Origin of the sequence: Lysobacter sp. 1R34A, assembly GCF_051217035.1 — a bacterium.
Taxonomy (GTDB): Bacteria; Pseudomonadota; Gammaproteobacteria; order Xanthomonadales; family Xanthomonadaceae; genus Lysobacter.
The window spans coordinates 1-13506 of sequence record NZ_JBPKJP010000107.1; the positions used below are offsets into that span (position 1 = coordinate 1).

Consider the following 13506-nt stretch of genomic DNA (forward strand, 5'->3'; position numbering starts at 1 on the left):
TGCCCGGGGCCGCGGCGCCGGCCCCGGCCGCCGCGATGCCGGAAAGCCTCCCGCCGGCCGGCGCGGTCAAGACCCTCAAGGACGTCATGCGCGGCCGCGGCATGCGCCCGCTGGTGATCGCGATCGATCCGGGCCACGGCGGCCAGGACCCCGGCGCGATCGGCCAGTCCGGCAAGCGCGAAAAAGACGTGACCCTGGCGATCGGCCGCGAACTGGCGCGCCAGATCAACGCGACGCCCGGCCTCAAGGCCTACATGACCCGCGACACCGACGTGTTCATCCCCTTGCCGCGCCGCGCCCAGCTGGCGCGCCAGGCCAAGGCCGACATGTTCATCTCGATCCACGCCGACGCCGCCGAGAACCGTTCGGCCAAGGGCTCGTCGGTGTACGTGCTGTCGCTCAAGGGCGCGTCCTCGCAGCGCGCGCGCTGGCTGGCCGACAAGGAAAACGCCTCCGACCTGGTCGGCGGCGTGCGCCTGCAACAGGCCGACAACACCCTGACCTCGGTGTTGCTCGATCTCACCCAGAGCGGCCACATGAAGGCGTCCGAAGACGCGGCCGGGCACGTGCTCAGCGGCCTCAAGCAGGTCGGCTACAACCACAAGCCGCATATCGAGCGGGCGAACTTCGCGGTGCTGCGCACCTCGGACATGCCGGCGATGCTGGTCGAGACCGCCTTCATCTCCAATCCGGAAGAAGAGCGCCGCCTCACCGATCCCTCGCACCAGCGCGCGTTGGCGCGGGCGGTGCTCGACGGCGTCAACACCTATTTCACCCGCCAGCCGCCGCCGGGCACGATGTACGCGGCGCGCGCCGAGGCGCAACTGCCTTCGCCGGGCGGGTTCGGGGGCGGCGGCAGCCCCTGAACGGCTTGCCGTAGGCGCGGTCCTGAACGGCGATTCGATGACCGAGCGCCTGCTATCGCTTGAGCCGGCGCTGCGCGAGGCGATCAAGCGTGCGCTGGCGCAAGGCCGAACCGTGTGGTTGACCCGGCGCTACGAGCATGAGGGCGAAGCCGCGGTGCGCGAGTACTTCCTGAAACCGCTCGACGGCAGGCTGCGCGTGGGGCTGGACGACTATCTGGAACGCTACGAAGACGCGACCGACCTGTACTTCCGTTATGTCCGGCGCAGCTTCGCCGGGCTCGACGCGGCGCTCGCGTTCACTGCCGAACAACTGCCGGTGACCGTCGAGGATTTGCGCGCTGCGCTGAGCGCGACCGGCCGTCGCTGACGCGCCGCGGCTTTCCGGCGTAGCCCCGCCGAGGCGCCCCGCCGCGAAACCGCTCGAACCGCAAGCTCCGGATCGCGGCATCCGCCCCCCAGCGGCTATCATCGATCCCCGTCCCCCGATGGTGCCCGCGCACCGAATGCCGCCTGTGAGCATCCGCCAACTGCCCGACACCCTGATCAACCAGATCGCCGCCGGCGAAGTGGTCGAACGCCCCGCCTCCGTCGTCAAGGAACTGGTCGAGAACGCCCTCGACGCCGGTGCGCGCCGGGTCGACATCGACCTGGAAGAGGGCGGCGTGCGGTTGATCCGGATCCGCGACGACGGCGCCGGCATCTCGCCCGAAGAACTGCCGCTGGCGATCTCGCGCCATGCCACCAGCAAGATCGCTTCGCTCGACGATCTCGAAGGCGTGACCACCCTGGGGTTCCGCGGCGAAGCCTTGCCCTCGATCGCCTCGGTCAGCCGCTTCGCCCTGTCCTCGCGCCGGGTCGGCGAAGACCGCGGCGCCACGCTCGAAGTCGACGGCGGCCGGGTCGGCGAGATCGCGCCGAAGCCGCATCCGCAGGGCACCACGGTCGAAGTCCGCGACCTGTTCTTCAACGTGCCGGCGCGGCGCAAATTCCTCAAGGCCGAGCGCACCGAACTCGGCCACATCGAAGAGTGGCTGCGCCAGCTCGCATTGGCCCGGCCCGACGTCGAGCTGCGCGTGTCCCATAACGGCAAGCCGACCCGGCGCTGGAAAGGCGAGGGCGATCTGGTAGACATGGGCCTGTCGGACACCCGCATCAGCGAGGCGCTCGGCGAGGAGTTCGCCAAGAATGCGCTGCGCGTCGAACACAGCGGCGCCGACCTGCGGCTGCACGGCTGGATCGCCCAGCCGTCCTACAACCGCGCCAGCGCCGACCAGCAATACCTTTACGTCAACGGCCGCGCGGTGCGCGACCGCAGCATCGCCCACGCGGTCAAGCAGGCCTACGCCGACGTGCTGTTCCATGGCCGCCAGCCGGCCTACGTGCTGTTCCTGGAACTCGACCCGCGCCGCGTCGACGTCAACGTGCACCCGGCCAAGCACGAGGTGCGTTTCCGCGATGCGCGCCTGATCCACGACTTCGTCTACCGCACCCTCAACGATGCCCTGGCCGAGACCCGCGCCGGCATGGCCCAGCAGGCGCCGGCCGGTGCCGAGCCCACGGTCGCGGCGGCGGGTGGTTCGTCGATGTACGCCTGGCGCCCGCAGGCGCCGCTCGGCTTGCAGGTGCAGGAAACCCGCGCCGGCTACGCCGCTCTGTACGGCAACGGCAACGGCAACGGCGGTGGCGGTTCTGCGGGCGGCGGCTATGCCGGCGGCGGTTACGGCGCAGGCAGCGGCAGCGCCTATGCGATGCCGCCGCGCGAGGCGAACGGGGCGAGCCAGCCGTCGGGCGCGCTGCCGCACAGCGAGGACGAGACCTTGCCGCCGCTCGGTTACGCGGTCGCGCAGTTGCATGGCATCTACGTGCTCGCCGAAAGCGCCGAAGGCTTGATCGTGGTCGACATGCATGCCGCCCACGAGCGCATCGGCTACGAAAAACTCAAGGCCGCCCACGACGGCGAAGGCCTGCGCACCCAGCCCCTGCTGGTGCCGGCGAGCCTGGCGGTGTCCGAGCGCGAGGCCGAAGTCGCCGAGCGCGAGGAAGCCACCTTGCTCGCGCTCGGATTCGAAGTCACCCGCAGCGGCCCGCAGTCGCTGACCCTGCGCGCGGTGCCGGCCTTGCTGGCCCACGGCGACGTCGAGGCCTTGCTGCGCGACGTCCTCGCCGACCTGCGCGAACACGGCGAGTCGCGCCGGGTCGCGGCGGCCCGCGACGAATTGCTTTCGACCATGGCCTGCCATGGCGCGGTACGCGCGAACCGGCGTCTCACTTTGCCGGAAATGAATGCCTTGTTGCGCGAGATGGAGGCTACGGAACGCTCCGGTCAATGCAATCATGGCCGCCCCACCTGGGCGCGCTTCAGCCTGCCCGAGATCGACCGCTGGTTCCTGCGAGGCCGTTGAGATGACCGTTGCACGCAACTTTGCACCTGGGTTTGCACGCGCCGTGACGGGCGCGATGTCCGCGCCGGCATTGTCGGTCCTGTTGCTGCTCGGCCTGGCCGCCTGCGACTCGCCCGAACAACAGGCCGAGCAGAAGCGGGAGGTGGCGCGCGCGGTCGCCGCCAGCGACGACTTCAGCCGCGACCAGCAATTGTGGCGCCAGCAACGCAAGGAAGAATTGCTCAAGCCCGACGGCTGGGCCAGCCTGGTCGGCCTGTATCCGATCGATGCCGGCTCGCATTATTTCGGCAGCGATCCCGACAACGGCATCCGGCTCGGTGTCGGCCCGGCCCATTTCGGCCTGCTGTCGCTCAACAAGGGCCGCCTGCGTTTCATTCCCGAGCGCGGGTTGTCGCTGACCCTCAACGACCAGCCGCTCAAGGGCGCGGTCAACCTGCTCGCCGACGATTATCCGGCCGGACCGAGCAAGATCGGTTTCGACGAGGGCCAGGGCATCCTGACCGTGATCAAGCGCGGCGACCGCTATCTGTTGCGCGCGCGCCATGCGCAGGCGCCGACCCTGACCGGCTTCAAGGGCATCGACTACTGGGAGCCGCGGCAGGACTGGAAGCTCAGCGCGAAGTTCATCGCCCATCCGCCGGGCAAGAGCATCGACATCGTCAACATCATCGGCACCATCGAGGCGACTCCGAACCCGGGCGCGATCGAATTCGAGCGCGACGGCCGGACCTATCGCCTCGAGGCGCTCGACCAGGGCGGCGACGAGCTGCTGCTGGTGTTCGCCGACCGCACCAGCGGCCACCAGAGCTACAGCGCCGGCCGTTTCCTCGACGTCGCGCGGCCGAACCTGCAAGGGCTGGTGACGGTCGATTTCAACAAGGCCTACAACCCGCCGTGTGCGTTCACCGCGTTCGCGACCTGTCCGCTGCCGCCGGCGGAAAACCGTCTCGACCTCGAAATCGCCGCCGGCGAGAAGACCTACAAGCACGAAGACACCGCGCCAGCCGCGAGCGCCACCGCGCAGGCCTCGTGAGGCCGCGGCCTCATCGCGGCGCATCGCCCTCCCTACTACCGAGTCCGACCTTCGCGTCGCCGACCCAAGGATCAGTCTGCCCATGCGGTTCCTGAAGTTGTTCGTCCTGCCCTTGTTCACCGCCTCGGTGCTCAGCGCATCGCTGACCTCGGCGACCGCGATCGCCGCCGGCGACGCCCCCGCGGCGACCGCGAAGGCGCCGCCGGTGCCCTTGCTGTGGAAAGTCTCCGACCAGGACAACTCGGTCTATCTGCTGGGCTCGTTCCATCTGCTGCGCGCCGACGATTACCCGCTGTCGTCGGACATCGACCAGGCCTTCGCCGGCGCCGGCAAGCTGGTGTTCGAGGTCGCGCCGGAGGAGATGTTCGATCCGAGCGTGCCGCAGCGTTTCATGGCGCGTGCGCGCTACGACGACGGCCGCACCCTGAGCAAGGTGTTGCCGGCCGACCTGCGCGAAAAGCTCAACCGCGTGCTGGCCAAGAACGGCAGCTCGCTGGCCCAGCTCGACGCCTTGGAACCCTGGTTCGTCAACCTGTCGCTGGTGCTCGGCGTATCCCAGTCGATGGGCTTCAGCCCGCAACTGGGCCTGGATCAATACCTGATGCGGCAGGCGGCCGAAGCCGGCAAGCCGACCGCGGGCCTGGAGACCATGGAGTCGCAGCTGCAGGTCATGGATTCGGGTCCGCTGCCCGAGCAGATCACCGCGCTGCGCGAGTTCGTCGACAAGCCCGAGGACGTGCCGGGCATGCTCGACGACATCCACGCGGCCTGGCGCAACGCCGACCTCGCCAAGCTAGACGAGAAGGCGCGCGTGGAGATGGAACAGAAGACCCCGGAGACCTACCGGATGGTCAACGTCGAACGCAACGAAGCCTGGGTGCCGCAGATCCAGAAAATGCTGGACGAGTCCAGGCAGGGCGACACCCTGGTGGTGGTCGGCTCGCTGCACTTGCTCGGCAACGACGGCTTGGTCGAGCGTTTGCGCACGAAGGGCTATACGGTCGAGCGCGTGTGCTCGGTATGCGCACCGACCGAGGGTGCACCGGCCGACGGCGCGGTGCCGGTGATCGGCGCCGAGCGCGCCTTCGCCGCCAAGGAGGCGGGTAGACCGGCCGACGGCAAGCGCGGCAAAGACCAGGCCGGCAAGGACGGCACGAGCAAGCCCGATACGAGCAAGCCCGATACGAGCAAGCCCGATACGGGCAGGCACGGCAACGACAAGCACGGCAACGCGCGCGCGACGGGCGAGGCCGAGGCGATCGAGCAAGAGCCAACCCAACCAGAGCCGGTGAAGTAAACCTCGGTCGAGCGAGAGTCGCTCGCCAACAGGCAAGCATGCGCAGCCGCTAAGCACAGTGCCCAGTTGAGATGAGGCGGCCATGGCATCGCCAGTCCCGCAAAGGCTGGTTCGTTTCTGTTTCGGCGACCGCCGATTCTCCAGGGCCTCATCGAGGTACGAGGTTGAAGTATCCGGATTCCCGCCGTCGCTGGAATGACGGTAGCAGAGCGGCGGGCGCTTCGCCGGTCTGCGCGATGATGTCCGGAACTCGCCGACGATTTCCGCTCATCCATTTCGATGCATCCGCCCGCTGGTCGTCCCCTTTGTAAACGGGGCGAGGGGGGCTTCCGACGACGAGCCCGCCGGCGATACGGACCAGTGCGTCGCGCGCTACTGAGCGCCTACGACGCTGGCGTCGGTTGCCGGGACCAGCACGATGCAATCCACCGGACACGCCGGCACGCATAGCTCGCAGCCGGTGCACAGCGGTTCGATCACCGTGTGCATGTGCTTGGCCGCGCCGATGATGGCGTCGACCGGACAGGCCTGGATGCACTTGGTGCAGCCGATGCAATCGGCTTCGACGATCAGCGCGACCGGCGCCGGCTTGTGCTCACCGCGGCTGCGGTCGTACGGCCGCGCCGGCACGCCGAGCAGGCGCGCCAGGGCGCGTGCGCCGGCGTCGCCGCCGGGCGGGCAGTGATCGATCCCGGCCTCGCCGCGCGCCATCGCTTCGGCGTAGGGGCGACAGCCCGCGTAGCCGCATTGCCCGCATTGGGTTTGCGGCAGGAGGCGGTCGAGGCGCTCGGTCAGATCCATAAGCTAGTAACCAGAGGCGAGGAACTAGTAACGAGTGGCGATGGATCGGCGCGGCGCATTACGGCCTTACTCGTTCCTCGTTCCTAGCCACTCGTTCCTCGGTCTCGACCCGTCACTTCACCGGCATGCCCGGCGCGGCGCCGCCGTCGACGTCGAGCAGGTGCAGGCTGCCGCCGTCGAAGCCGGCCGACAGGATCATGCCTTCGCTGATGCCGAAGCGCATCTTGCGCGGGGCCAGGTTGGCGATGAACACCACCTTGCGGCCGACCAGCCGGCCGGGCTCGGCGTAGGAGCCGCGGATGCCGGAGAAGATCTGGCGCGTGCCGAGTTCGCCGGCGTCGAGTTCGAAGCGCAGCAGCTTGTCGGAGCCTTCGACGAATTCGCACACCCGCACCGTGCCGATGCGCAGGTCGAGCTTGGCGAAATCGTCGATCCCAACCGTCGCGACGCCCGCTGCATTCGTGCTCGAGGACACGGCAGCCGGCGTTGAACTCGCAGCGGCGACGGCAGGACCCGGGTTTTTGCCATCGGCGACGACGGCTGCCGGCGCCGAGGCGGCGAGGGATTCTTTGCTGGATTCAATCATGGTGTCGATTAGTTTCGTGTCGATGCGGGTGAAGAGCGGCACGTAGGCGCCGATTTTGTGGTCGAGCAGCGGCTCGGCGAGGTCGTGCCACAGCGTCACCGGCGCGGCGAGGAAGGCCTCGGCTTCGCTGGAGACGCGCGGCAGCACCGGCTTGAGCGCGGCGGCGAGCACGCGGAACAGGTTCAGGCCCTGCGTGCACACGGCCTGCAGATGGGTTTCCGCGCCGTCCTGCTTGGCCAGCACCCAGGGCTTGTGCTCGTCGATGTACTTGTTGGCCTCGTCGGCCAGAGCCATGGTCAGGCGCACCGCGCTGGCGGCTTCGTTGCGCGCATAGGCCTCGGCGATCGGGCCGAGCTGGGCGACGAAGCGCTGGTACATCGCCGCATCCGGCAGGGTCGCCGACAGCTGTCCGTCGAAACGCTTCTCGATGAAACCGGCGCAGCGGCTGGCCAGATTGACGAACTTGCCCACCACGTCGGCGTTGACCCGGGCGACGAAGTCGGACAGGTTGAGGTCGATGTCCTCGACGCCGCCGCTGGTCTTGGTGGCGAAGTAATAGCGCAGCGCTTCCGGGTCGAGGCCGACGTCCAGATAAGTGCGGGCCTGGATGAAGGTGCCGCGCGACTTCGACATCTTCTCGCCGTTGACCATCAGGTAGCCGTTGACGTGCAACCGGGTCGGCGCGCGGAACCCGGCGCCGTGCAGCACCGCCGGCCAGAACAGGCCGTGGAAGGTGACGATGTCCTTGCCGATGAAGTGGTGCAGTTCGGCCTCGCTGTCGCGCGCCAGGTAGGACCAGAAGTCCAGGCCTTCGCGTTCGCACAGGGCCTGGAAGCTGCTCAGGTAGCCGATCGGCGCGTCGAGCCAGACGTAGAGGTACTTGCCCGGGTGACCGGGGATCTCGAAGCCGAAGTAGGGCGCGTCGCGCGAGATGTCCCAGGCGCGCAGGCCGCCGTCGACATCGAGCCATTCGTGCAGCTTGGCCTTGATCCCGGGCGTGGCGACGTCGCCGGCCAGCCACTCGCGCAGGAAGCCCTCGAAATGGCCGACCTCGAAGAAGAAGTGTTCGGACTCGCGCAGCTCCGGCGTCGCCCCGCTGACCACCGAGCGCGGCTCCTTGAGCTCGGTCGGCGCATAGGTCGCGCCGCAGTTCTCGCAGTTGTCGCCGTACTGGTCGGGGGTGCCGCAGTTCGGGCAGATGCCCTTGACGTAGCGGTCGGGCAGGAACATGCCCTTGACCGGGTCGTACAACTGCGCGACCGAGCGGCGGGTGATGTGGCCGCTGTTGTCCAGGCGCGCGTAAAAGCCTTCGGTCAGGGTGCGGTTGCCGGCCGAGTGGGTCGAGTCGTAGTGGTCGAACTTGATCCCGAAATCGGCGAAATCGCGCTCGTGGCTGACCTGGACGCCGGCGATGAACGCTTCCGGGGTCAGGCCGGCCTTCTCGGCGCCGAGCATGATCGGGGTGCCGTGGGTGTCGTCGGCGCAGATGTAGTGGACGCGGTGGCCGCTCATTCGCTGCGCGCGGCACCAGATGTCGGCCTGGCCGTAACCGACCAGATGACCGAGGTGCAGCGGCCCGTTGGCATAGGGCAGGGCGTTGGAGACGACGATTTCGCGGGACATGAGTACGGGTGCCGTGGGTGGTCGTGAATTATGGCATGGGCCTGCGCGCCGGCCGTGGCGGACCGCGCGGTCCGGGGCCGGCGCCGGCGCAAAAAGAAACCCGGCGCAGCGGCCGGGTTTCCGTGGGTCGCGGACCGGCGCGGCGCTTACTGCTGGCGCATCCAGGTCTGGGTGCGGCCGAGCAGCGAGAAGCCCATGAAGCCGCGGACTTCGAGTTTCTTGCCGCCGTCGATCGGGGTGACCTTGACCGAATAGATCTTGCCGGTGGCCGGGTCGAGGATCTGGCCGCCGGCCCAGCTGCCGCCGTCCTTGCGGATGCCCCACAGGATCACCATGCCCTTGACCGGCTTGTTCTTGCGCTCGCCCGAGCACTTGTCGCAGGTCGGGTTGGGGCCGCGGTCGGACTGCAGGACTTCGTTGACGCGGCCGGCGAGGCTGCCGTCCTTGGCTTCGTAGATCTCGACCACCGACTTGGGCTTGCCGGTCTTGTCGTCGACCGTGGTCCAGGAACCGACCGGCGTGGCCTGGGCGAACGCCGCCATCGGCAGGGCGAGCAGCAACAGTGCAAACAGTTTGGTACGCATGGGTCCCCTCCCAGGGATTGGGCGTGATCGAAGCTCATTCGGACCGCGTCCGGGACCGCTCGATGGACCGGCCGGGGTTCGCGGTTACGGTCTTTATACCGCATCCGCCGGGGTATGGATGTCGGCCCGGACGCCGTTCACGCCGGCAAAGAGAAGCCCGGCTTGCGCCGGGCTTCGGACCGATCGCCGGTTCAGTCGAAGGCGTATTCGAGCTGGGCCGAGATTTCGCGGCCGATCGGGCTGTAGGAGCGATAGAAGTACGGGTAGGCGTCGTAGCCGTTGTCGCGCGGGTGGAACTTGTTGAAGACGTTGTTGACGAACACCGTGACCTTGGCCTTGTCGGTGATCTGCTTGCCGACGTTCAGGTTCCAGAGGAAATACGGAGCGATGCGTCCGGTTTCCTGCCAGTTCGGCAGGCTGCCGTAGCGGGTCATGAAGACGGTCGCGCTCCAGTCCTGCTTCTGCCACGAGACCGATCCGCGGACGCGGCTGCGGAAGTCGAAGTTGGTCATGTCGTCGCGCCAGTCGCGGTCGACCGGATCGGTCGCCAGCAGCTGACGCTCGCTCTTGAGCGTATGGGTCCAGCCGAGCTCCCAGCGGTAATCGCCGAAGCGCTCGGTGTTCAAACGCCAGTTCACCGCGGCGTCCAGGCCGGCCACGTGCAACAGCGACTGGTTGACCGGGCCGCTGCGGATGTTGGTCACCCGGTCGGTCGGCTCGCCCGGCGCGGTCTCGCGGGTGACGCGGCCGGTGACTTCGCGGCAGAACGCCGAATCCGGAGCGAAGGCGTAGGGCTGCCGGGTGCGGGTCAGGCCGGTGCGGCAGCCGCCTTCGTTGTCCATGATGAAAGTGCTAGTCAGGGTGGTGACCGCATCGTCGAGCTTGATGTCGTAGTAGTCGACCGACAGCGACACGCTGTCGCCGATGTCCCAGACCAGGCCGGCGCCCCAGGATTCGCCGGTTTCCTCGGTCAGCGAGGGCTCGCCCTGGCTGGTGGCGAACATCGAGTAGTTGTAGACCGCACCGGTGCAGGTCGAGGCGGCGAAGCCGGCACTGAGGCAGCGGTAGGTGTCGAGCACCGTGTTGAAGCTGCCGCTGCCTTCGTTGAACACGAAGTGCATGTCCGGCGCCTTGAAGCTGGTCGAGTAGTTGCCGCGGATCAGCAGGCTGTCGAACGGACGCCACTCCAGGCCGTAACCCCAGGTCTTGGCGTCGTCGACCGCGGTGATGTCGTCGTACTTGTCGAAGCGGCCGGCCAGGCTGGCCTTGAGCGAGGGCAGGATGGGAATGCTGAATTCCACGCCCGCGGCGTAGCGGTCGCGTTCGCCGCCGCCGTTGGTGCCGGTGAGGTTGTAGGTCTCGACCACGGTCGGCAGGATGCTGCGCGGCGAGTTGAGGTCGTAGCCCTGCGAGGTGAAGTCGACCACCGCGGCAAAGCCGAGCGGACCGGCCGGCAGGTCGAACAGGTCGCCTGAGATCGTCGCGCTGCCCTGGTTGACCCAGGACTCGGCCTCGTACTTGAGCGTGGTCGACATCGCCCGGTACTGCGCCGGAGTCAGCGGGGTGTAGAAGCGGTCGAGATTGAGCCGGTAGCGCGGCGTGCCGGTGGTGTTCAGGCGCGGGCCGAAGAACCAGTCGGTGACCGCCGAACCGTCCAGGCGCGGACGCGTGCGGTCGGCGCGGTATTCGGCGCGACCGACGGTGACGTCCCAGTCGAAGCGGTCGCCGAGGGTGCCGCGCAACCCGAACGCGACGTCGAGCGACTTCTCGGTGAAGCGCTGGTACATCGCCTCGAAGCCGCCGTACTCCTGTGGCGTCAGCACGCGCTGCATGTTCATGTTGGCGTTGAAGCCGGTGTCGAACCAGGTGGTGACGCGCCCGGTGCGGTCGATGTGCGGACCGCTAATGGCCTCGGTGCCGCCGGACAGCTTCGACTTGGAGTAATAGCCCTGCAGGCTCGACCAGGCCTGCAGGCCGTCGCCGAAATCGTAGGTCCCGTAGGCATAGCCCGACCAGTCGCTGTTGCCGTTGGCGATGGTCTGGTAACCGACATCGTTCCAGGAACCGCAGGCTCGTCCGACGTTGGTCACCGCGCGGGTGCCGGCCGCGACCGTGCGGTAATTGAACGGCACGAACTCGCCGTCGAAGCGATCGCACACGCCCGCGGGCGGAGCGATGTAGGAGTTGGCGGCGCCGCCGGGGCGGTTCAGGCGCAACGAGGCGGTCGGCTGATTGACGCCCAACTCCGGAACCGGTCGAGGATTGTCGTCGGCCGAGTCCATGAAATCGCGCTGGAACCCGAACACCGGCTCGTCGGCGAAATATTCCAGGGCGTAGGTCACGCTCCAGTTGTCGCCGGAGCGGCCGCCGACCCACTGCAGGTTGCCGAAATCGCCGCCGCCGGTAGTCGAGGTGCCGCCGCGCACGGTGACCTTGTCGCCGTTGAAATCGGTCTTGAGCACCACGTTGATGACGCCGGCGACGGCATCGGAGCCGTAGATCGCCGAGGCGCCGCCGGACAGGATCTCGATCCGGTCCACCGCCGCCGAGGGGATGCTGCCGAAGTTCTGGAAGTTGCTCTGGCCGTTGTACGGAAACGGATAGTCCGCGGCGCGGCGGCCGTTGATCAGCAGCAGCGTGCGGCCCGGGCCGAGGCCGCGCAGATTGACCGGACTGCCGTTCGGAGTGAAGCCGCCGGCCGAGTTGAGTTCGTTCTGGGTCGTGCCGCCGTTCTGGGTCAGCGTGGACAGGGCATCGAACACGCTGACGAAGCCTTCGCGCTGGATCTGGGTCGAACTGATCACCGTCACCGGCGAGGGGCCTTCCAGTTGCGTGCGCTTGATGCGCGAACCGGTGACGACGACGCCGGCGACGTCGGTGGTCTTCTTGGAGACCTCCTCGGCTGACGCCGCCGGGTCGCTCGGCGCGGCCGGGTCGACCGGGTTCTGGGCATAGGCCGGGCTGCCGGCGCTGACGAAGATTGCGGCGACGAGCGCCCGTGACAGCCTGCTTTGACGCAGGCCGTTTGATTTGTTGGACATCGGTGGTTTCCCCCTAAAGCGAATGACTTCCGCGGACGGCTTATTGGATTTGCCGATCCTGGCGTGAAGTTGTTCCCTTTGTGGCGAAAATTAACATGAGGTTAATCGGGATGCCACCGGGTACCGGTCAGCACTTGCGCCCGGGCGCCGGGTGCTCTGGCCGGGCGAACGGCCCGCAGGGCCGGGGGCGTGCTGCCGCGCCACCCGCCAGGCCTTACCATGTGTCTCGGCCGCCCAGCGGCCCGCCCCCCATTCAGAGTCCCCATGCACAACCAGACCCCCCATACGGCCGGACGGCCGTCATGAGCGAGAGCTTGCAGGCCGCGATCGCGGCGTTATTCATCCCCGAGACCGATCTGCGCCTGGGCGACACCGAGGCGCGCATCCGCGCCGGCGTCGGCGAAGGCCGCGCCGCGGTCTCGATCACCGCCGGCTATCCGCTCGACGGCCTGCGCGCCGGGCTCGAAGCTTCGATCGGCGAGCTGCTCGCCGGCCAGGGCTTGAGTCTGGCGAGCCTGGAGCTCAACACCCGGATCGTGTCGCACACGGTCCAGCCCAAGCTGTCGCCGCTGCCGAGCGTGCGCAACCTGATCGCGATCGGCTCGGGCAAGGGCGGCGTCGGCAAATCGACCACCGCGGTGAACCTGGCCCTGGCCCTGGCCGCCGACGGCGCCCGCGTCGGCGTGCTCGATGCCGACATCTACGGCCCCAGCGTACCGATGATGCTGGGCCTCAGCGGCCGACCCGACAGCCCGGACGGCAAGAGCATCGAGCCGATGCGCGCGCACGGCCTGGAAGCGATGTCGATCGGCCCGCTGGTCGAGCAGGACACGCCGATGATCTGGCGCGGCCCGATGGCGACCTCGGCGCTGACCACTCTGCTCAACGACACCCGCTGGGGCGAGCTCGACTATCTGATCGTCGACCTGCCGCCGGGCACCGGCGACATCCAGCTGACCCTGTCGCAGAAGATTCCGGTCGCCGGCGCGGTCATCGTCACCACCCCGCAGGACGTGGCCACGCTCGACGCCAAGAAGGCCCTGCGCATGTTCGAGAAGGTCGAGGTGCCGGTGCTCGGACTGATCGAGAACATGGCCGTGCACGTGTGCTCGAACTGCGGCCACGCCGAGCACCTGTTCGGCGAAGGCGGCGGTGCGCGCATGGCCGCCCAGTACGGCGTGACCCTGCTCGGCAGCCTGCCGCTGGAAATCGGCATCCGCGAGCAGGGCGACGCCGGCGTGCCGATCGTCGCCGCGGCGCCGGATTCGGCGGC

10 protein-coding genes are annotated in these 13506 nt (G+C 68.3%); 6 read left to right on the top strand and 4 right to left on the bottom strand.

Annotated elements, in window-relative coordinates; genetic code table 11:
* The 5 genes from ACSAMQ_RS17605 to ACSAMQ_RS17625 all read left to right on the top strand — a co-directional run.
* Nucleotides 1-866 (top strand): N-acetylmuramoyl-L-alanine amidase (locus tag ACSAMQ_RS17605; RefSeq protein ID WP_435396905.1); only part of this gene is annotated, 866 nt, incomplete at its 5' end.
* Nucleotides 867-903: 37 nt separating this feature from the next.
* On the top strand, nt 904-1233 hold the full coding sequence (locus ACSAMQ_RS17610; RefSeq protein ID WP_435396906.1) for a hypothetical protein: 330 nt from the start codon (nt 904-906) through the stop codon (nt 1231-1233).
* A gap of 145 nt (nt 1234-1378) precedes the next feature.
* Nucleotides 1379-3268, top strand: coding sequence for a DNA mismatch repair endonuclease MutL (gene mutL, locus ACSAMQ_RS17615; RefSeq protein ID WP_435396907.1), 1890 nt, complete (start codon nt 1379-1381; stop codon nt 3266-3268).
* 55 nt (nt 3269-3323) lie between these two features.
* Complete coding sequence (locus tag ACSAMQ_RS17620; RefSeq protein ID WP_435396908.1) at nt 3324-4301, top strand: DUF1684 domain-containing protein; 978 nt, start codon at nt 3324-3326, stop codon at nt 4299-4301.
* Between the two features lie 82 nt (nt 4302-4383).
* On the top strand, nt 4384-5598 hold the full coding sequence (locus tag ACSAMQ_RS17625; protein ID WP_435396909.1) for a TraB/GumN family protein: 1215 nt from the start codon (nt 4384-4386) through the stop codon (nt 5596-5598).
* Between the two features lie 372 nt (nt 5599-5970).
* On the opposite strand, the gene rnfB is transcribed toward ACSAMQ_RS17625, so the two are convergent.
* The 4 genes from rnfB to ACSAMQ_RS17645 all read right to left on the bottom strand — a co-directional run bounded on the left by rnfB (nt 5971) and on the right by ACSAMQ_RS17645 (nt 12233).
* The gene (gene rnfB, locus ACSAMQ_RS17630) at nt 5971-6399 is read right to left on the bottom strand and encodes an Rnf electron transport complex subunit RnfB (RefSeq protein ID WP_435396910.1); all 429 of its coding nucleotides are present in this window, start codon (nt 6397-6399) and stop codon (nt 5971-5973) included.
* A 112-nt stretch (nt 6400-6511) separates the two neighbouring features.
* The gene (metG, locus tag ACSAMQ_RS17635) at nt 6512-8608 is read right to left on the bottom strand and encodes a methionine--tRNA ligase (protein ID WP_435396911.1); all 2097 of its coding nucleotides are present in this window, start codon (nt 8606-8608) and stop codon (nt 6512-6514) included.
* Nucleotides 8609-8754: 146 nt separating this feature from the next.
* On the bottom strand, nt 8755-9192 hold the full coding sequence (locus ACSAMQ_RS17640; protein WP_435396912.1) for a DUF2147 domain-containing protein: 438 nt from the start codon (nt 9190-9192) through the stop codon (nt 8755-8757).
* A 191-nt stretch (nt 9193-9383) separates the two neighbouring features.
* Nucleotides 9384-12233, bottom strand: a complete 2850-nt coding sequence (locus ACSAMQ_RS17645) for a TonB-dependent receptor plug domain-containing protein (protein WP_435396913.1) — start codon at nt 12231-12233, stop codon at nt 9384-9386.
* A gap of 302 nt (nt 12234-12535) precedes the next feature.
* Here ACSAMQ_RS17645 and apbC point away from each other — a divergent pair.
* Nucleotides 12536-13506 (top strand): iron-sulfur cluster carrier protein ApbC (gene apbC, locus ACSAMQ_RS17650; RefSeq protein WP_435396914.1); only part of this gene is annotated, 971 nt, incomplete at its 3' end.

What these genes read in the sequence shown, in the direction of transcription:
- ACSAMQ_RS17610 (WP_435396906.1), top strand. Translation starts at nt 904, where the DNA reads ATGACCGAGCGCCTGCTATCGCTTGAGCCGGCGCTGCGCGAGGCGATC.
- ACSAMQ_RS17620 (WP_435396908.1), top strand. Translation starts at nt 3,324, where the DNA reads ATGTCCGCGCCGGCATTGTCGGTCCTGTTGCTGCTCGGCCTGGCCGCC.
- ACSAMQ_RS17625 (WP_435396909.1), top strand. Translation starts at nt 4,384, where the DNA reads ATGCGGTTCCTGAAGTTGTTCGTCCTGCCCTTGTTCACCGCCTCGGTG.
- rnfB (WP_435396910.1), bottom strand. Translation starts at nt 6,399, where the DNA reads ATGGATCTGACCGAGCGCCTCGACCGCCTCCTGCCGCAAACCCAATGC.
- metG (WP_435396911.1), bottom strand. Translation starts at nt 8,608, where the DNA reads ATGTCCCGCGAAATCGTCGTCTCCAACGCCCTGCCCTATGCCAACGGG.
- ACSAMQ_RS17640 (WP_435396912.1), bottom strand. Translation starts at nt 9,192, where the DNA reads ATGCGTACCAAACTGTTTGCACTGTTGCTGCTCGCCCTGCCGATGGCG.
- ACSAMQ_RS17645 (WP_435396913.1), bottom strand. Translation starts at nt 12,233, where the DNA reads ATGTCCAACAAATCAAACGGCCTGCGTCAAAGCAGGCTGTCACGGGCG.